General features: G+C 67.5%; 15 protein-coding genes. 11 read left to right on the top strand and 4 right to left on the bottom strand.

Annotation, left to right across the window (positions count from 1 at the left end):
• Positions 1–52: 52 nt before the first annotated feature.
• The gene (locus tag ACXJKM_RS17610) at positions 53–1510 is read left to right on the top strand and encodes a flavin-containing monooxygenase (RefSeq protein WP_457354058.1); all 1458 of its coding nucleotides are present in this window, start codon (positions 53–55) and stop codon (positions 1508–1510) included.
• Here the strand turns inward: ACXJKM_RS17610 and ACXJKM_RS17605 are convergent.
• Entirely contained in the window at positions 1495–2292 is a 798-nt protein-coding gene (locus tag ACXJKM_RS17605; protein ID WP_457354056.1) for an alpha/beta fold hydrolase, read from the bottom strand. The genes ACXJKM_RS17610 and ACXJKM_RS17605 overlap by 16 nt on opposite strands.
• Complete coding sequence (locus ACXJKM_RS17600) at positions 2289–3581, bottom strand: O-acetylhomoserine aminocarboxypropyltransferase (protein ID WP_457354054.1); 1293 nt, start codon at positions 3579–3581, stop codon at positions 2289–2291. The genes ACXJKM_RS17605 and ACXJKM_RS17600 overlap by 4 nt, the downstream gene beginning before the upstream one ends.
• Positions 3582–3653: 72 nt before the next feature.
• Here ACXJKM_RS17600 and ACXJKM_RS17595 point away from each other — a divergent pair, with 72 nt between their 5' ends.
• Both ACXJKM_RS17595 and aroC read left to right on the top strand, forming a co-directional pair.
• On the top strand, positions 3654–4121 hold the full coding sequence (locus ACXJKM_RS17595; RefSeq protein ID WP_056196964.1) for a CBS domain-containing protein: 468 nt from the start codon (positions 3654–3656) through the stop codon (positions 4119–4121).
• A 75-nt stretch (positions 4122–4196) separates the two neighbouring features.
• A complete protein-coding gene (gene aroC / locus ACXJKM_RS17590; protein WP_056196966.1) occupies positions 4197–5294 on the top strand; it encodes a chorismate synthase in 1098 nt (365 codons plus the stop codon).
• Positions 5295–5381: 87 nt separating this feature from the next.
• Here aroC and ACXJKM_RS17585 read toward each other — a convergent pair whose 3' ends face one another.
• Positions 5382–6596 carry a PEP-CTERM sorting domain-containing protein gene (locus ACXJKM_RS17585; protein WP_457354051.1) on the bottom strand — a complete coding sequence of 405 codons (1215 nt, stop codon included), beginning with the start codon at positions 6594–6596 and terminating at the stop codon, positions 5382–5384.
• Between the two features lie 294 nt (positions 6597–6890).
• On the opposite strand from ACXJKM_RS17585, the gene ACXJKM_RS17580 reads away from it, so the two are divergent.
• From ACXJKM_RS17580 to ACXJKM_RS17565, 4 genes are all read left to right on the top strand, one after another.
• Positions 6891–8054: an efflux RND transporter periplasmic adaptor subunit gene (locus ACXJKM_RS17580; protein ID WP_056196968.1), complete on the top strand. Its 1164-nt coding sequence runs from the start codon at positions 6891–6893 to the stop codon at positions 8052–8054.
• A 10-nt stretch (positions 8055–8064) separates the two neighbouring features.
• Complete coding sequence (locus tag ACXJKM_RS17575) at positions 8065–11307, top strand: efflux RND transporter permease subunit (protein ID WP_056196970.1); 3243 nt, start codon at positions 8065–8067, stop codon at positions 11305–11307.
• 103 nt (positions 11308–11410) lie between these two features.
• The gene (locus tag ACXJKM_RS17570) at positions 11411–11632 is read left to right on the top strand and encodes an AbrB/MazE/SpoVT family DNA-binding domain-containing protein (protein ID WP_056196972.1); all 222 of its coding nucleotides are present in this window, start codon (positions 11411–11413) and stop codon (positions 11630–11632) included.
• A gap of 3 nt (positions 11633–11635) precedes the next feature.
• Positions 11636–12040 (top strand): PIN domain-containing protein, encoded by a 405-nt coding sequence (locus ACXJKM_RS17565; protein WP_457354049.1) that lies wholly within the window; start codon positions 11636–11638, stop codon positions 12038–12040.
• Between the two features lie 76 nt (positions 12041–12116).
• Here ACXJKM_RS17565 and ACXJKM_RS17560 read toward each other — a convergent pair whose 3' ends face one another.
• The gene (locus tag ACXJKM_RS17560; protein ID WP_457354047.1) at positions 12117–13007 is read right to left on the bottom strand and encodes a LysR family transcriptional regulator; all 891 of its coding nucleotides are present in this window, start codon (positions 13005–13007) and stop codon (positions 12117–12119) included.
• A gap of 72 nt (positions 13008–13079) precedes the next feature.
• Here ACXJKM_RS17560 and ACXJKM_RS17555 point away from each other — a divergent pair, with 72 nt between their 5' ends.
• From ACXJKM_RS17555 to thiS, 4 genes are all read left to right on the top strand, one after another.
• A complete protein-coding gene (locus tag ACXJKM_RS17555; RefSeq protein ID WP_457354045.1) occupies positions 13080–14393 on the top strand; it encodes an MFS transporter in 1314 nt (437 codons plus the stop codon).
• 482 nt (positions 14394–14875) lie between these two features.
• Positions 14876–16759 (top strand): phosphomethylpyrimidine synthase ThiC, encoded by a 1884-nt coding sequence (thiC, locus tag ACXJKM_RS17550; protein ID WP_457354043.1) that lies wholly within the window; start codon positions 14876–14878, stop codon positions 16757–16759.
• Positions 16756–17757, top strand: coding sequence for an FAD-dependent oxidoreductase (locus ACXJKM_RS17545; RefSeq protein WP_457354041.1), 1002 nt, complete (start codon positions 16756–16758; stop codon positions 17755–17757). The genes thiC and ACXJKM_RS17545 overlap by 4 nt, the downstream gene beginning before the upstream one ends.
• The gene (thiS, locus tag ACXJKM_RS17540) at positions 17750–17953 is read left to right on the top strand and encodes a sulfur carrier protein ThiS (protein WP_457354039.1); all 204 of its coding nucleotides are present in this window, start codon (positions 17750–17752) and stop codon (positions 17951–17953) included. Before ACXJKM_RS17545 ends, thiS begins: the two co-directional genes overlap by 8 nt.
• Positions 17954–17955: the final 2 nt, after the last annotated feature.

Genomic DNA, 17955 nt, shown 5'->3' with positions numbered 1-17955 from the left:
GCGCGGGTTGCGCCCGAGCGGCAAGCGGGGATGCCCTCGCAATAATGCGCCGATGCGCGCCATGCCCACCGAGTTGGAGGTTGTCATCCTCGGTGCGGGCATGTCCGGGCTGTGCATGGCCATCCAGCTGCAGCGCGCGGGCGTCGATGACTACCTCATCGTCGAGAAGTCTCATGGGCTGGGCGGCACCTGGTGGAGCAACCGCTACCCCGGCGCCCAGGTCGATGTGCCGGCACCGGCCTACAGCTTCAGCTTTGCGCCCAACCCTCATTGGACGCACCGCTTCGCCGACGCGCCCGAGATTCACCGCTACCAGCAGCGCCTGGCCGAGCAGCACGGCCTGGCGGCACGCATGCGTCTGGGCGTGGCCATCACCGAGGCGCGCTTCGACGCACAGGCCGGCCGCTGGCAGCTGAGCCTGGACGATGGCAGCGCCTTGAGCGCGCGCTTCTTCGTCTGCAGCACCGGCCCGCTGAGCCGGCCGCGCTGGCCCGACATCCCCGATCTGGCGTCCTTCAAGGGGCAGTTGCTGCACTCGGCGCGTTGGCCGGCCGACGCGGACTTGGGCGGCAAGCGCATCGGCGTCATCGGCACGGGCTCCACGGCGTCTCAGCTCGTGCCGGCGCTGGCACCCACGGCGGCACGGCTCACGCTGTTCCAGCGCACGCCCAACTGGGTGATGCCGCGGCTGGACCGGCGCTATGGCGCACTCGACCGCTGGCTGGCCCGCTTCCCGCCCTATGCCGCGCTGGCCCGCCATGCCTGGGTGCAGTTCCTGGAGCTGGGGCGGCGCGGCTTCGACGAGGGCACGCTGGCCCGGCGCGCCATGGTGGCCACGGCCCGCGGCCATCTGCGGCGCCAGGTGCCCGACGCTGGGTTGCGCGAACGACTGACACCCCGCTATCCGTTGGGATGCAAGCGCATCATCTACTCCAACGATTACTTCCATGCGCTGGCGCTGCCGCAGTCGGAGCTGGTCACGGAGGCCATCACCGGCGTGACGGAAAGAGGCGTGCTGACCCTGGACGGCCGGGAGCACCAGTTGGACGCACTGGTCTGCGCCACCGGCTTCGACACGACGCAACTCCTGGCGGAGCTGCCCATCACAGGTCTCGACGGGCGCACGCTGGAAGAGACCTGGCGCGTCAATCCCAGCGCCTACTTCGGCCTGACGGTCCCGGGCTTTCCCAACCTCTTCCTGACACTCGGCCCCAACACCGGCACAGGCCATACCTCGACGCTGCTTTTCATCGAGCCGCAGGTCCAGCACGCGCTGGCCTGCATGCGCAGAGTCAAGCAGTCAGGCAAGCGATGGATAGACGTGCGCCCTGAAGCGTTTGCAGCCCAGGACGCCAACGTCCAGCAAAGGCTCGCCGACTCGGTCTGGAGCCGGTGCAGTTCCTGGTACCGCAACGACAGCGGCCGCATCATCGCGATCTGGCCGGGCTTCACCGGCGAATACGCCCGGGCCGTGCGGCGGCCCGACGAAGCAGCCTACGAGCTGGGCTGAAGCGCCGCCCTCAGCGCGGCCAGCACGGCGTCCGGTGCTTCGGCCATCAGCGCGTGGCCGGCGGGCACGGTATGGATGCGCGGCTTGAGCAGGCCGCCGAGCACGGCGTTCTGCTTGGGCAACGTCATCTGGTCCAGCGTGCCGAGGATGAAATGCACCGGGCAGGCCACGCGAGCGGCCGCGGCCTCGCCGCCGGCATAGCGGTCGCAGACCTGGAAGTCGTTCTCGAACAGATTGACTTCCGTCTGGCGCCCCTGCAGCCGGCGCATCAGCGCCATCGAGCCGCCGCGCAGCCAGGCGCCCGGGCCCGGGTAGCCCGGCTTGGCGCTGGCCAGCGAATGCGAAAAGGCCGTGACCATGGCCATCGCGGCCTCGGGCTTGTCGCGCGCCGTCGTCAAAAGAGCCTCCGAGACCTTCATCGGGTAGGCCGTGCCGACCATGACGAGAGTGGACGCTCGTTCGGCCGCTTCGAGTGCGATCAGCGAGCCCATGCTGTGGCCGACGAGGGTGGCCTTTTGCACGCCGGCCGCGTCGAGCAGACGGTGCAGCCAGGAGGCGATGTCCTCGACGCTCTTCAAAGGCGTGCCAGCGCTGCGGCCATGGCCCGGCAGGTCGACGGCGAGCACGCCGTAGCCGTGGTGGGCACACCAGCGCGCCAGCAGGGTCCAGACGCTGTGGTCGTTCTGTGCGCCATGGATGAAGACGACGCAGGGCAGGGCGGGGTCTAACGCCTTGCCGCCCGTGTACGCATAGGCCTCTTGGTTGTCGACGATGAACTTCATGCCTTGCCTGCCATCTTGAGCGCGCGCTTCAGGTCGTCGATGAGGTCGGCCGGGTCTTCCAGCCCGACGGACAGGCGGATGGTGCCCGGGCCTATGCCGGCACTCCTGAGCGCCGCGTCATCCATGCGGAAGTGGGTCGTGCTGGCCGGGTGGATGACCAGGGACTTGGCGTCGCCAACGTTGGCCAGGTGGGAGAAGAGCTTGAGCGCCTCGATGAAGGCGCGGCCCTGTTCCCGCGTTCCCTTCAAGTCGAAGGAGAACACCGCGCCAGCGCCGCGTGGCATGAGCTTTCGCGCCAGCGCATGGTCGGGGTGGGAGGCCAGGCCGGGGTAGGCCACCTTCTCGACGAGGTCGTGTGCCTGCAGGAACTCGGCCACCGCCTGCGCATTGGCCACATGCCGGGCCATGCGCAGCGGCAACGTCTCCAGTCCTTGCAGCATCAGCCAGGCCGTGTGCGGGCTCATGCAGGCGCCGAAGTCGCGCAGCCCCTCCCGGCGGGCGCGCAGCAGGAAGGCGCCGACCGTGCTTTCCTCAGCGAACACCATGCCGTGGAAGCCGTCATACGGTTCACACAAGGTCTCGAATCGGCCATGGCGGTCGTGCGCGGCCTGCCAGTCGAAGGAGCCAGCGTCCACCAGCACGCCGCCAACCACCGTGCCGTGGCCGCAGAGGAATTTGGTGGCCGAGTGGTAGACGAGATCGGCGCCCAGCTCGGCCGGGCGTTGCAGATAGGGCGTCGTGAAGGTGGCGTCCACCAGCAGAGGCAGGCCGGCCTCGTGCGCCAGTGCCGACACGGCCGGGATGTTCAGCACGTCCAGCCCCGGGTTGCCCAGGCTCTCGCCAAACAACAGTCGCGTCTCGGGCCGGATGGCGGCGCGCCAGGCGTCCAGGTCGCGCGGGTTGACGAAGGTCGTCTCGATGCCGAAACGGCGCAGCGTGTAGTGCAGCAGGTTGTGGCTGCCGCCATACAGCGCCGTGCTGGCGACGATGTGGCTGCCTGCGCCCATCAGCGTGCAGATGGCCAGGTGAAGGGCCGCCTGGCCGCTGGCCGTGGCGATCGCGCCGATGCCGCCGTCCAGCGCCGCCATGCGCTCCTCGAAAACCGCCGTGGTCGGGTTGGAGAGCCGGCTGTAGACGTGCCCCGAACGCTCCATGTTGAACAGCGACGCCGCGTGCTCGCTGTTCTCGAAGACGAAGGAGGTGCTCAGGTGCAGCGGCGTCGCCCGCGCGCCGGTGCCCGGATCGGGCGTGGCGCCGGCATGCAAAGCTAGGGTGTCGAAGCCCGGCATGGTGTTTTCTATGGGGTGGAGTCGCGGGCATTGTGTGCTATGTTGACTGGCAGTTTTCGCATGGAGGCCCCTATGAAAGTCGTCGATATCCTGCGTGTCAAAGGTGGCACCTTGTTCACTGTCACGCCCGACGAGCCGCTGAAGGATTCGCTGGCCGTCATGGCAGAGCGCGACATCGGTTCGCTGGTCGTCATGGAGCATGGCGACCTGGTCGGCATGCTGACCTTCCGCGAGGTCATCCAGGCCATCGTGAAGAACCAGGGCACGGTGGGCACGACCATCGTCCGCACGGTGATGGACGACGCGCCGCTGACCTGCACGCCCGAGACAGAGATCGACGAGGTGCGCCGCATGATGCTGGGCCGCCACGCGCGCTACATGCCGGTGATGAACGGCAAGACGCTGATGGGCGTCATCTCGTTCTACGACGTGGCCAAGGCGGTGGTGGACAGCCAGGACTTCGAGAACCGCATGCTCAAGGCCTATATCCGCGACTGGCCGGTCGAGGAGCCCATCGAGGACCCTGCCAAGGCCGGCTGAGCCGACTTGGTTCGTTGTCCATGAAGGCGGCCTTTGCAGGCCGCTTTTCATTTGGACGGCTCCTAGAATGGCGGCATGTCCGGTAGCACCCTCGGCGAACTCTTTCGCGTCACCAATTTCGGCGAAAGCCACGGTCCGGCCATCGGCTGCGTCATCGACGGCTGCCCGCCGGGCATGACGCTCAGCGAGGCCGACATCCAGCCCGAGCTGGACCGCCGCCGCCCCGGCACCAGCCGCCACGTGACCCAGCGCAACGAGCCCGACGCGGTCAAGATCCTGTCCGGCGTCTATGAGGGCGTGACGACCGGCACGCCAATCTGCCTGCTGATCGAGAACACCGACCAGCGCAGCAAGGATTACGGCAACATCCTCGACACCTTCCGCCCCGGCCACGCTGACTACACCTATTGGCGCAAATACGGTGTGCGCGACCCGCGCGGCGGCGGCCGCGCGTCGGCGCGGTTGACGGCGCCCATGGTCGGCGCCGGCGCGGTGGCCCGCAAATGGCTGCGGGAGGCTTATGGCACCGAATTCCGCGGCTGCATGACCCAGCTCGGCGAGATCGAGATTCCTTTCGAAGGCTGGCAGCACGTCGGCCAGAACCCCTTCTTTGCCGCCAACGCCAGCAAGATCGCCGCGCTGGAGGACTATATGGACGCCTTGCGCAAGGCTGGTGACTCGGTCGGCGCACGCATCCGCGTCGAGGCCACCGGCGTGCCGGTCGGCCTGGGCGAGCCGCTGTTCGACAAGCTCGACGCCGACATCGCCTACGCGCTGATGGGCATCAACGCCGTCAAGGGCGTCGAGATCGGCGCTGGCTTCGGCGTTGTCGCGCAGAAGGGCACTGAGCATGGCGACGAGCTGACACCGCTGGGCTTCGCCAGCAACAACTCGGGCGGCATGCTGGGCGGCATCTCCACCGGCCAGGACATCGTCGCCAGTATCGCGATCAAGCCGACCAGTTCGATTCGCAGCCCCAAAGCGAGCATCGACCGCGCGGGCAATCCTTCCGTGGTGGAAACCTTTGGCCGCCACGACCCTTGCGTGGGCATCCGGGCCACGCCCATCGCCGAAGCCATGCTGGCCCTGGTGCTGATGGACCATGCCCTTCGTCACAGGGCGCAGTGTGGAGATGTCGTGCTGCCGGTCGATGCCATCCCGGCACAACGATAGGTTGAGGCGAGCGCGTCGGGCTGACGACGGGCAAAGCCCGCAACGGGCGAGCAATGCCGTGGACTACAGCTGAACTGAGTTGCTAAATCAGGTCAGCGATTCAAGCCCGACAGCGTTCGGGTTTGGGCTGTGCGGCTGGACAACCTTCTTGCGGAAAGCAAGAAACACCGCGAGCGTCCCCAGACCGAAACACAGCAGCCATCCGCTGCTGGGCTCAGGGACTGGAACTGCTGACACCTTCCAGTCGTGAGCAGTATTTCCCAGCGCCGAAAACGCCGTCGTTGTCGATCCATTCGCCAAAGTAATGGACGTAATGCCGGCCCAATAGATTGAATTTCCGAAATTGGCGAACGAATCGACCGAGGAGTTTGATCCCGCCAGCGTATAAGCCGTCGTGTCGATGCCGGCGTCCAGGGCGAACGCCTGACCAAACGTAACGGGAATGCTCAGCTCCCAGAATCCGCGTAGATCCCCGGTGTAGTCGAGGCCATTGACGCGGGTGAATGTATATGTTGGATCGGTGCCCAGATGAGTCAATGCCGCCTGAACATTGAAGCTGAATACAGTGGCGCCACCCGCGCTGAAAACGAAGTCAGCCGCAGCCGTTCCAGCAAAGCTTCCCCCCAAACCAGCCGTGCCGCTGTTGAGAAGGCTGCCTGAGGCGGGATCGACGAAGAAACGAATATTGGCCCAGCCGGTGCCGGACAAGCCTGCGCCAGCCACTGTGACGGAGTCACTCCAGTGTGCGGCGGCATATGCCTTTCCCACCGACGCGAATCCATTGAAAATGTTGCCACGGCTCGCGCTGGCAATGGCTGAAGATTTGAGTACACCGTAGTCTGCGGTAGCGCCGCTCGAGCCGCCCGAGCCTGACCATACGCTGCTGATCTTTTCAGACACCGAGCCATTCACTGAAGAATGAGTGACGGGGCCGACGCCGCCATTGCTGCCATCTTCGGCCGTGTAGTTTGCAAAAACAGTGACCTTGACTTCCGAAGCACTTGCGGAAATCGCCGGCCCCATCGCAGCCAGGCAAATCACGGCATTGAAAATCCACGTGGCGCCCGGGCTTAACGTAGACCTTGTGCGGAACATCTGAAGTTGGGACATCGTTCTCACCCCTATTGATTTGAACCCGAATACATCCAACACCCACTGTGTCGGCTGTTCAAACTCGGGGCACTCACCGAGGTGAAGCTCAAAGTGAAATCGACCGAGCCAAGATGCGAGCGAACTGCACTGTAGGCTTCGTGATGTCGGGGCCTGCTGCGCTGATCCCCAGAACGCGGGGAACGTTTTCATTCGAATTGATGTCGAGAGGTGGCAGCGCATTGGACTGGTCGGCGCTGGCAGCAGCAGCGGCGATGGCCGCTCGCCGGCAATTGGTGTCGCTATGACCTCGTCATGACGCTGCGCAGCGGATTTGATGCAGGCCGCCTCTCGTGATCCGCAACTCGTCCGCCGGGATTCCAGCCTGATCGCCGGCCGGTGCAGCTCAGCCCTCGCAAACCGCGTTTCGTCACAAGCCCGCTGCGCGGCTTGCCGCCGGTTTCTAGACTGTAAAGGTCGTGAAATCAGAGAGTGATTGGGGGAGCCATGCGCAAGTCTTGGAAGATCGGTAGCGTCGTCGCAGCCGTGTTGTTGGTGGGCGGTGCCGGGGTGGCCGTCATGGCGAGCAAGGGGGATGGCCCCAACAAGCCGGGTGACGAGAAGGCCAAGGCCGTGCTGGAGTTCGTGCCCAGCGAAGTCGTCAAGCCGACGCTGACCGCCATGCCGGCCCAGATCGAATTCAGCGGCCCGCTGGTGGCGCCGGGCACGGCCATGGTTCGCGCCAAGTCCAACGGCACGCTGCTCAACCTCGCTGTCGGCGAAGGCAGCCGCGTGAAGGCGGGCCAGGCTCTCGGCCAGGTCGACCTGGAAGAGCTTCGCTATCGCATCGCCGAGCGCGGCGCCAGCGTCGAAGCCATGCGGGCCCAGATGGAGCAGGCCGAGCGCAGCTTCAAGGCCAACGAAGGCCTGGCTGCCAAGAATTTCATTGCCCAGACGGCACTCGACAACTCGCGCGCCGCCTACGAGTCGGCCCGCGCCAACTGGAACGCCGCCAAGGCCCAGCTCGACACCAGCCAGGTGACGATGCGCCAGGCCGCGCTGGTCGCCCCCATCAACGGCGTCGTCTCCAAGCGCCATGTGGTGCCCGGCGAGAAAGTGGCGGCCGAACAGCAGATCCTGACCATCGTCGACCTGTCCAAGCTCGAACTGGCCGGCCTGGTCGGCACGCATGAAGTCAGCCGCCTGAAGCCGGGCATGACGGTGCAGGTGAAGGTCGAGGGCGTGGAAGAGCCGGTCGAGGCCAAGATCGACCGCATCGCGCCGAGCGCCGAGCCGGGCACGCGTTCCATCGGCGTGACCCTGGTGCTGGCCAACCCCAAGGAGGCCTACCGCGCCGGCCAGTACGCCGTCGCCAAGGTGGTGCTGCAGGACGACACCCAGCGCCTGACCGTGCCCATCGCCGCCATCAGCCGCAATGCCGGCCAGGAACAGATCTGGATGATCGAGAGCGGCGCCCTGGTGCGCCGGATCGTGACGACCGGCCGCAGCGACGCCCGCGAAGGCCGCGTGGAGGTGTTGAACGGCCTCAAGCCCGAAGCCCAGGTGCTGGCGGCGCGCTTCGACAACCTGCGCGAAGGTGACAAGGCGAACATCGTCGCCGCCAAGGCCAAGGTGGCCAGCTCGGCCGCGTCGGCCGCCACGGTTCAGTAAGGGGCGTGCCATGTGGATGACCCGCGTTTCCATCCAGAACCCGGTCTTTGCGACCATGGTGATGGTGGCCCTGTGCGTGCTGGGCCTGTTTTCCTACTCCAAGCTGGGCGTCGAGCAGATGCCCGACATTTCCTTCCCCGGCGCGCAGGTGGACGTGCGCTACCCCGGCGCCTCGCCCGAGGCCGTCGAGCGCGAGATCGCCAAACCCCTGGAAGAGGCGCTGAACACGATTGCCGGCGTGGAACGCATCCAGTCGCGCAGCTTCGAGGGCCGTGTGCAGGCCAGCGTCGAGTTCTCGCTGAACGCCGACATGGGCCGCGCGATGCAGGACCTGCGCGACCGCGTCGCCGCCGCGCAGGCCCGATTCCCGCGTGACGCCAAGCCGCCGACGGTGCAGCGCTTCGAGAACGACAACTCGCAGCCCGTCGTCGTCATGGCGCTGCTGAGCCCCACACGCGGCTCGCGCGAGCTGTCCATGATGGCCGACCTGATCGTCTCCAAGCGCCTGGGTCGTGTGGAAGGCGTGGCCAAGGTGGACGTGGGCGGCCTGACCACCCGCGAGGTGCGTATCGACCTCGACCCGATGCGGCTGCGCGCCTACAGCGTGACGCCGGCCGAGATTGCCAAGGCGCTGGCTGAGGCCAACGCCGATCAGCCGGTGGGCCTGCTGTCCGACTCCACCTCCGACGCCATCCTGCGCGTGGAAGGTCGCGTGAAGGACCCCAAGGCTTTCGGCAACATGATCGTCGCCCGCCGCGGCAACCTGGCGCTGACGCTGAACGACCTCGGCACCCTGGTCGAGCGCGAGCGCGAGCAGGACAGCATCGCCCGCATCAACGGCCAGCCGGCCGTCAGCTTCAACATCTTCAAGCAGCAGGACGCCAACATCGTCAAGACCGGCGAGTCCGTGAAGGAAGCAATGGCCGAGCTGCGCAAGACGCTGCCCAAGGACGTCGAGCTGCGCCTCATCTACGCCGCCAGCGACTTCGTCAAGGGCTCGCTGACCGGCCTGCAGCACACGCTGATTGAAGGCGCTCTGCTGACGGTGGCCATCGTCTTCCTGTTCCTGCACAGCTGGCGCTCGACCATCATCACCGGCCTGACGCTGCCCATCGCCGTCATCTCCAGCTTCATCGCCGTGCAGGCCTTCGGCTTCACGCTGAACTTCATGACGATGATGGCCTTGAGCCTGTGCATCGGCCTGCTGATCGACGACGCCATCGTCGTGCGCGAGAACATCGTGCGCCATGTGGCCATGGGCAAGGACCACCGCCAGGCGTCGTTCGACGGCACCAACGAGATCGGCCTGGCCGTCATGGCCACCACCTTCGCCATCTGCGCGGTGTTTGTGCCCGTCGCCTTCATGGGCGGCATCATCGGCAAGTTCTTCTACCCCTTCGGCATCACCGTCGCGGTGGCGGTGCTGGTCAGCCTGTTCGTCAGTTTCACGCTCGACCCGATGCTGTCGTCGGTCTGGCCAGACCCGCCGGGCACGCGCATCAAGCACTGGCCTGTCATCGGTCATCTCATCCGCGCGACCGACTGGAGCATGGACCGCCTGCACGACCTCTATGCCAGGACGATCGACTGGGCCTTCTCCGGCCGTCGCTACCGCGTCTTCGTGCCGCCGATTCCCGCCTATGGCCATCCGTTCAGCGCGGACGGCAAGCGCGACAAGGCCGCGAAGCGCGTGTTCCGCTTCGCGACGCTGACGCCGCGTGGCCTCGTCATGTGGGGTGCCTTCGCCAGCTTCGTCGCCGCACTGGCCCTGGCGCCCATGGTCGGCAGCGAATTCGTGCCCGAGACAGACAACGGCTTCACGCAGGTCAACCTGCGCATGCCGGTGGCCAGCAGCATCGAGCGCGGCAGCGCCAAGGTCGCCCAGATCGAGGAGATCCTCAAGAACTACCCCGAGATCAAGACCGTCTCGACCGTGGTTGGCAGCACCGGCGAAGGCCTGTCCACCGGCCGCAACCAGGCGGCGCTGAATATCACGCTGACCGACCGCAGCGAACGCAAGCGCACGCAAAAGGAGATCGAGGACGCCATCCGCGCCGACATTGCCAAGATCCCCGGCATCGAGGTCAGTGTTGGCTTCAACCGCCCGATCTGGATCACCATCCTGGGCAGCGACCCCGAAGTGCTGACCCAGGCCGCCACCGACCTGGTCGAGAAGATCAAGAAGATCCCCGGCGCCGTCGACGTGGACACGACCGTCAAGCCCGGCCTGCCGGCCTTTGCCGTGCGCCTGAAGGATTCGGCCATCCGCGAACTGGGCCTGACCGCCCCGCAGATCGCCTCCAGCCTGCGTGCCTACGTGAACGGCGAGATCGCGACCTACTGGACGACGCCGGATGGCAACCAGGTCGAGGTGCTGCTGCGCCTGCCGCGCGAACAGCGCGAGCGCATCGAGCAGATGAGCAAGCTGCCCGTGGCCTTCTCCAAGGACGGTGCGCCCATCGCGCTGGACCAGGTCGCGACCATCGAGCCGGTGTTCAACCCCGAGGTGATCCGCCGCGAGAACCTGCAGCGCCGCGAGGCCGTGTTCGCCGGCGTCCAGGGCCGCCCGGGCGGCGACGTGAATGCCGATGTGCAGAAGCTGATCAAGGCCACCCAGCTGCCCCCGGGCACCAGCTTCAAGGTGGACGGCGCCGGCAAGCAGCAGGCCGAGGCCTTCAACGGCCTGCTGGCGGCCATGGCGCTGGCCGGCATCTTCATCTACATCGTGCTGGCCAGCCAGTTCGGCAGCTTCCTGCAGCCCATCGCCATCATGGCTTCACTGCCGCTCGCCCTCATCGGCGTGATGCTGGCCCTGCTGCTGTGGCGCTCGACGCTGAACGTGTTCTCGATGATCGGCCTGGTCATGCTGATGGGCCTGGTCACCAAGAACGCCATCCTGCTGGTGGACTTCGCCAACCATGCCCGCAAGGCCGGAGCCACGGTGGCCGAGGCGCTGCGCGAAGCCGGGCTGATCCGCATGCGCCCCATCATCATGACGACGGCCGCCATGGTCTTTGGCATGCTGCCGATGGCCATCGCGCTGAACGACGGCGGCGAAATCCAGGCGCCCATGGGCCGCGCCATCATCGGCGGTGTCATCACCTCGACGCTGCTGACGCTGGTGGTGGTGCCGGTGCTGTACAGCTATCTGGTGCGGGAGAAGAAGCCCGCCAAGAAGACAGCAGAGCAGGGCGGTGCCTCGTCGATGCCGCTGCACGGCATGCCGGGTGCGATGCCGGCGGACAAGGAATAAGCAAGAGATCCCTCGAGCGCTTCTGCGCTTGGGCCGGTCACGTCAAGTGGTCGGCCCTTTTTGCTTGTGCGAATTACAATCTCGCCAATAGTAAGGAGTTGCCATGTCCGAATCCACCGTCACTGCCAAGGGCCAGACCACCATGCCCGCAGAAATCCGGGCACTCGTGGATGCCAAGCCTGGCACGCGCCTGGTGTGGTCGGCCATGCCCGATGGCACTCTGATCGTGCGGGTCAAGAGCAAGTCCATCCTCGACATGGCCGGCATGCTCAAGGCCCCCAAGGGCAAGCGCATCGGCATCGATGAAATGAACCCCTGGCGCTGAGGCATGCCCGCGCTCGATACCAACGTCCTGGTGCGCTACCTCGTGCAGGACGACGCCGCGCAGGCTGCGGCGGTGCGCCAGCTGATGGCGCGGCTGACGGGTGAAGGCGCCACGCTCTTCGTGCCCGTCACCGTCGTGCTGGAGCTCGAATGGGTGCTGCGCAAGAGCTATGGCTTCGACAAGGACAGCGTGCTGCACGCCCTGTCATCGCTGTTCTCGGCGGCCGAGCTGAACATCGAATCGGAGCGTGCGCTGGAGGTGGCGCTGCAGCTGTACCGCCAAGGCCCGGCGGACTTCGCCGACTGCCTGCACATCGCGCTGGCCGCCCAGGCCGGCGAGCAGCCGCTGTGGACTTTCGATAAAGGCGCTGCCCGGGTGGACGGCGCGCAACTGCTGGCCAAGGGCTGACGCGGCTCAGCCGGGGGCGGGCGCAAAAGCCTGGCGAGCGCAGCGGCTTGTGCACTCGAGGGCGACTTGCCGTAGATCAGGCCGCGCAGACCTCGCGCACGCAGCCACGCAACCACCGATGCGCCGCATCCCCATCCATCCGAGGATGCCACAGCAGCGAGACGGTGAACGGCTCCAGCGCCAGTGGCAGACCGACAGTCAGCAGGCCATCGCGCAGATGCCCGGTGTGCCGCTCGGGCACCGTTGCAATCAGATCCGTGCCGCGCGCCAGGGCCAATGCCTCCGAAAACCCCGCCACCGTGACGACGATGTCGCGGCCAAGGTTCAGCGCGGACAACGCTTCGTCGACAGGCCCTGCCGCCGTGCCGCGCCGGGAGATGGCGACATGCCGGCCCGCTGCGTAGCGTTTCGCCGTCAGCTTGCCGCTCGCCAGCCCATGACCTTGGCGCGCGACGGCCACAAAGCGATCGCGAAACAACGCCTGCGCGCGCAGCTCCGGCCCGCTGGACGCAGTGACGATGCCTGTCTCCAGGTCGACGCTGCCATCACGCAGGGGCGTGCTGTCACGATCGGGCTTGGGGACGAAGCGCAGCCGCACGCTCGGCGCTTCCGAACTCATGCGCGCTAGCAGGGCTGCGCCGAAGTTCTCGACAAACCCTTCGCGCGTTCGCAACGTGAACTCTCGCTCCAGTTTGTCCAGCCGCAACGCCGCCGCCGGCCTCAACGCGGCCTGCGCCTCCTGCAGCAGCGGTCCGATGCGCTCGCGCAATTCCAGCGCCCTAGGTGACGCCACCAGGCCACGCCCGGCCCGCACGAGCAGCGGGTCGCCCGTCGCCTCGCGCAACCGCGCCAGCGACCGGCTCATCGCCGACGGGCTCAGCCTGAGACGCCTTGCAGCGCCAGCGACGCTGCCCTCGGCCAGCAGGGCGTCCAGCGTCAGCAGCAGGTTCAGATCAGGGTCTGACATGGCGTCTCGCGCATTGATGAAGTGCAGATGATGCGTCTTCCGCCATGCCCAGCAAATGCCTAAGGTCGGGGCATGAATACCTCGACCGTCGCTCAACCCGCCGCAACGCCTGTCACCGGCGTGCTTGTCGGCCTGGCCCTTTGCACCCTGCTGCCTTCGCTGGCCGTCAGCAGCGCCAATGTCGCGCTGCCCACGCTGGCTAGCGCCTTCGGTGCCGGCTTCGCCGAGGCGCAATGGGTCGTGCTGGCCTATCTGCTGGCGATCACGACCCTCATCGTCAGTGCCGGCCGGCTGGGTGACCTGATCGGCCGACGCCGCCTGCTGCTGGCCGGCATCGCGCTGTTCACGGCCGCGTCGACGCTCTGCGCGCTGGCACCCACGCTGCCGCTGCTGATCGCCGCCCGGGCACTGCAAGGCGTGGGCGCTGCCGCCATGATGGCCTTGACGATGGCCATGGTGGGCGCGGCGCTGCCCAAGGCGCGCACGGGCAGCGCGATGGGGCTGCTGGGCACGATGTCGGCAGTCGGCACGGCTCTCGGTCCGTCGCTGGGTGGCGCGCTGATCGGTGCTTTGGGCTGGCAGGCCGTATTCGCCGTCAACCTGCCGCTGGGCTTGCTGGCCATTGCGCTGGCCTGGCGGTATCTGCCGGCTGACCGAGGGCAGGGCGCTGCCGGCTTCGACCTGCCCGGCACGTGGTGGCTGGCGCTGACGCTGGCGGCCTATGCCCTCGCGATGACGTGGCATCTTGGCCTGCTGGCTGCCGCCGCGGTGGGCCTGCTGCTGTTCCTGCGCACCGAGGCGCGCGCTGCGGCGCCTCTCGTGCGGCTGGACCGGCTGCGCGACCCCGCCCTGAGCACAGCCCTGGCGATGAACGCCCTGGTGTCTGCCGTCATGATGGCCACCCTGGTCGTTGGCCCCTTCCACCTCAGCGGCGCGCTCGGCCTTGGCGCTGCCACAGTAGGTGTGCTGATGTCCGTCGGCCCCCTCCTTTCGGCCGGCAGCGGCATTCCGGCCGGCCGGCTGGTGGACCGCTTCGGCACACGGCGCACGAGCCAACTGGGCCTTGCCGTCATGGCGGTTGGCTGCGCGCTGATCGCGCTGCTGCCCGCGTCACTTGGCGCCATCGCCTATGTGGGCCCACTCGCCATCGTCACGCCAGGCTATGCACTCTTCCAGGCCGCCAACAACACAGSGGTCATGGCCGAGGTGCCGGCCGAACAGCGCGGCGTCATCAGCGGCCTGCTGACGCTGTCGCGCAACCTCGGCCTCATCACCGGCGCCTCGGCCATGGGCGCCGTTTTCGCCGCCGGCGGCCTGCGCTTGAGCTTCGTCATCGCGACAGCTTTGGTTGCCGTCGCCCTCGGGCTTGCCAGACGCGCGAATTGACAAGCACAATCGCCCCCGCTCCGGGGTGCCCGGGCCTGGCGAAAGCCGAGCCCAGACGCTGAGATGGTCATCCTGGGCTTGTTAACACGACGGCAATGGGCCGCGAAGGCCATCTGCCAGGGGCCAATCAAGGCGTAGCGCGCCGCCCGCATTGATATGCGGGCAAGCGGTGCAACGCGGAGTGACCCCTGGCAGATGGCCTTCCCTTCGGGTTGTGGCCAGAAAGGCCGCGCGCGGCGTTGCAAATGCTCGCCGGGTGCCCAACCCGGCTCCGCTTTGCGCCTTGCTCGCGGCCTTTCTGGCCACAACGCGGCCCGTTGCCGTCGTGTTAACAAGCCCTGACCAAACCCGTGAACTTGAACCGGCTAATACCGGCGTAAGGAGAGCGCATGCCTCGCGGCGTGCAGGTGTGGCCTTCGGGCCGGACCTCACCCACAGGCGGCCTTGGAGCACCGAACCCACTGCTCCAGGAGACCGCCGCCATGAACGCCCCCGAAAAGAACCTCTCGCTCGATGAGCGCCTGTCGCTGACGCGCGAGCCCTTCCCGGCATCAAGCAAGGTCTACGTGACCGGCAGCCGGCCCGACGTGGCCGTGCCCATGCGAGAAATCGCGCTGACGAATGGCGAGCGGGTCGTCGTGCACGACACCTCCGGCCCCTACACCGACCCCAAGGCGCAGATCGACGTGCGCCGCGGCTTGCCGTCCATCCGCTCCAGCTGGGTTGGTGACCGCGCCGACACCGAGGCCTATACCGGCCGCACGCGCGTGGCGCTGGACGATGGCGGCAAGGAGGACAACGAGCGCATCGCCCAACTGCGCGCCGAGGCCGCCGCGCTGCAGCGCCCCCCGCGTCGCGCCCAGGCCGGCGCCAACGTCAGCCAGATGCACTACGCCCGCCGCGGCATCGTCACGCCGGAGATGGAGTTCGTCGCGCTGCGCGAGAACGGCAAGCGCGAGTGGATGCGCGAATACCTCTCCGACGCCGAGCGCGAGCAGCGCCTGCGTGGCGACTCGCTAGGTGCGGCCATCCCCGAGAGCATCACCCCCGAGTTCGTCCGCCAGGAGGTGGCCCGCGGCCGCGCCGTCATCCCGGCCAACATCAATCACACCGAGCTGGAGCCGACCATCATCGGCCGCAACTTCCTGGTCAAGGTCAACGCCAACATCGGCAACTCGGCCGTCACGTCCAGCATCGAGGAAGAGGTCGAGAAGCTGGTCTGGTCCATCCGCTGGGGTGCGGACACGGTGATGGACCTCTCCACCGGCCGCAACATCCACACGACGCGTGACTGGATCGTGCGCAACTCGCCCGTGCCCATCGGCACCGTGCCCATCTACCAGGCGCTGGAGAAGGTGGGCGGCATCGCCGAAGACCTCTCCTGGGCCATCTTCCGCGACACGCTGATCGAGCAGGCCGAGCAGGGCATCGACTACTTCACCATCCACGCCGGCCTGCGCCTGCCGTTCATTCACCTGACGACCAAGCGCCGCACGGGCATCGTGTCGCGCGGCGGCTCCATCCTGGCCAAGTGGTGCATCACGCATCACCGCGAGAACTTCCTGTACACGCACTTCGAAGAGATCTGCGAAATCATGAAGGCCTACGACGTGACCTTCTCGCTGGGCGACGGCCTGCGCCCCGGCAGCGGCGCGGACGCCAACGACGAGGCGCAGTTCGCCGAGCTGAAGACGCTGGGCGAACTGGCCAAGGTGGCCTGGAAGCACGACGTGCAGACCATGATCGAGGGCCCCGGCCACGTGCCCATGCACCTCATCCAGGCCAACATGACGGAGCAGCTCAAGCACTGCGACGAGGCGCCGTTCTACACGCTGGGCCCGCTGACCATAGACATCGCGCCGGGTTACGACCACATCGCCAGCGCCATCGGCGCGGCCATGATCGGCTGGATGGGCACGGCCATGCTCTGCTACGTGACGCCCAAGGAGCACCTGGGCCTGCCCGACCGCGACGACGTGAAGCAGGGGCTGATCGCCTACAAGATCGCCGCGCACGCGGCCGACATCGCCAAGGGTCACCCGGGCGCACGCGCGCGTGACGATGCAATGAGCAAGGCGCGCTTCGAGTTCCGCTGGAACGACCAGTTCGCACTCGGCCTGGACCCCGACACGGCACGCGACTATCACGACGAGACGCTGCCAAAAGACTCGTCCAAGGAGGCGCACTTCTGCTCCATGTGCGGGCCGAAGTTCTGCTCGATGAAGATCACGCAGGACGTGCGCGAGTACGCGGCGGCCAAGGGGCTCGAAGCGGCGGACGTGGTGGCTGACGGCATGGCGCAGAAGTCAGCCGAGTTCCGCAAGGCCGGCGGCGAGCTCTACATCCCCATCAAGCCGCAGGCGTGACCCGCGTTGCAATTGCGGGCGCCGGCGTCATGGGCCGGCTGCTCGCCTGGCAGCTCGCGCGGGCCGGGCATCGCGTCAGCGTGGTGGACCCTGCCTCCGGGCCGGCCGAGCCCGGCGCCGCGGCCTTCACCGCGGCCGGCATGCTGAGCCCACTGGCCGAGCAGGAACATGCCGAGCCCGAGATCGCGGCGCTGGGCTGGCGGTCGCTCGCGCTGTGGCCGGCAATTGCCGCGGCGCTGGGGCAACCCGGCCTGGTGAAGACCGAGGGCAGCCTGCTGCTGGCGCATGGCAGTGACCTGGGCGCGGCGCGGCGAGTGTTGGCGCGCCTGGCGGAAGGCCCCGAGCCGCTGGATCGCGCCGCGCTGCAGGCGCTGGAACCTGCGCTTGCGCCCGATCTCAAGGCCTGGCTGCTGCCCGGCGAAGGCCAGTTGCTGCCGCGCGAGTTGCTGGCCGCCCTGGCCGAGCAAGCCGCCGATGTCGACTGGCTCTGGGGCCGCCGCGCCGTCACCGTGCAGCCGCACCGGGTCGAGCTGGATGATGGCCGTCGCCTGGATGCCGACCTCGTCATCGACACCCGCGGTCTCGGTGCCAGGCCCGACCAGCCGGGCCTGCGCGGCGTTCGCGGCGAGATCCTGTGGCTGCACGCGCCTGGCGTCGTGCTCAACCGCCCCGTTCGGCTGCTGCACCCACGCCACCGCGTCTACCTCGTGCCGCGGCCGGGCGACGTCATCGTCGTTGGTGCGTCCGAGGTCGAGAGCGAGGACCGCTCGCCCGTGAGCCTTCGCAGCGCCGTTGAGCTGATGGCCGCTGCCCACAGCGTGCTGCCGGCGCTGGCCGAGGCGCGCATCGTGCACATGGAAACCAACCTCCGCCCGGCCTTTGCCGACCATCGGCCGCGCATCGACCACCAGCCCGGCCTGCTGCGCATCAACGGCCTGTTTCGCCATGGCTGGCTGCTGGCGCCGGCGCTGGCCGAGAAAGCGCTTCAGCATGTCTGAGTTCACCTTGAACCGCGAGCCCCGCCCCTGGCGCGAAGGCCTGAGCGTCGCCGCGATGCTGGCCGAGCAGGACAGGGCGCCCGAAGCCGTCGCCACGGCGTTGAACGGCGCCTTCGTGCCCCGTTCGCTGCGCGAGGCGACGCTGATCCAGCCCGGCGACGAACTGACCCTCATTCAACCCATCACCGGAGGCTGAGC

It is taken from the genome of Roseateles sp. P5_D6, assembly GCF_054049415.1.
The sequence above is the reverse complement of the archived record's forward strand: the minus strand, read 5'-3'. Positions and strand labels throughout refer to the sequence as shown.

Bases quoted from the DNA above. Each gene is read 5' to 3' on its own strand.
- ACXJKM_RS17585 (WP_457354051.1), bottom strand. From the start codon at position 6,596: ATGAAAACGTTCCCCGCGTTCTGGGGATCAGCGCAGCAGGCCCCGACA.
- aroC (WP_056196966.1), top strand. From the start codon at position 4,197: ATGTCCGGTAGCACCCTCGGCGAACTCTTTCGCGTCACCAATTTCGGC.
- thiS (WP_457354039.1), top strand. From the start codon at position 17,750: ATGTCTGAGTTCACCTTGAACCGCGAGCCCCGCCCCTGGCGCGAAGGC.
- ACXJKM_RS17580 (WP_056196968.1), top strand. From the start codon at position 6,891: ATGCGCAAGTCTTGGAAGATCGGTAGCGTCGTCGCAGCCGTGTTGTTG.
- ACXJKM_RS17595 (WP_056196964.1), top strand. From the start codon at position 3,654: ATGAAAGTCGTCGATATCCTGCGTGTCAAAGGTGGCACCTTGTTCACT.
- ACXJKM_RS17605 (WP_457354056.1), bottom strand. From the start codon at position 2,292: ATGAAGTTCATCGTCGACAACCAAGAGGCCTATGCGTACACGGGCGGC.
- ACXJKM_RS17560 (WP_457354047.1), bottom strand. From the start codon at position 13,007: ATGTCAGACCCTGATCTGAACCTGCTGCTGACGCTGGACGCCCTGCTG.
- ACXJKM_RS17570 (WP_056196972.1), top strand. From the start codon at position 11,411: ATGTCCGAATCCACCGTCACTGCCAAGGGCCAGACCACCATGCCCGCA.
- thiC (WP_457354043.1), top strand. From the start codon at position 14,876: ATGAACGCCCCCGAAAAGAACCTCTCGCTCGATGAGCGCCTGTCGCTG.
- ACXJKM_RS17565 (WP_457354049.1), top strand. From the start codon at position 11,636: ATGCCCGCGCTCGATACCAACGTCCTGGTGCGCTACCTCGTGCAGGAC.
- ACXJKM_RS17600 (WP_457354054.1), bottom strand. From the start codon at position 3,581: ATGCCGGGCTTCGACACCCTAGCTTTGCATGCCGGCGCCACGCCCGAT.
- ACXJKM_RS17610 (WP_457354058.1), top strand. From the start codon at position 53: ATGCGCGCCATGCCCACCGAGTTGGAGGTTGTCATCCTCGGTGCGGGC.
- ACXJKM_RS17575 (WP_056196970.1), top strand. From the start codon at position 8,065: ATGTGGATGACCCGCGTTTCCATCCAGAACCCGGTCTTTGCGACCATG.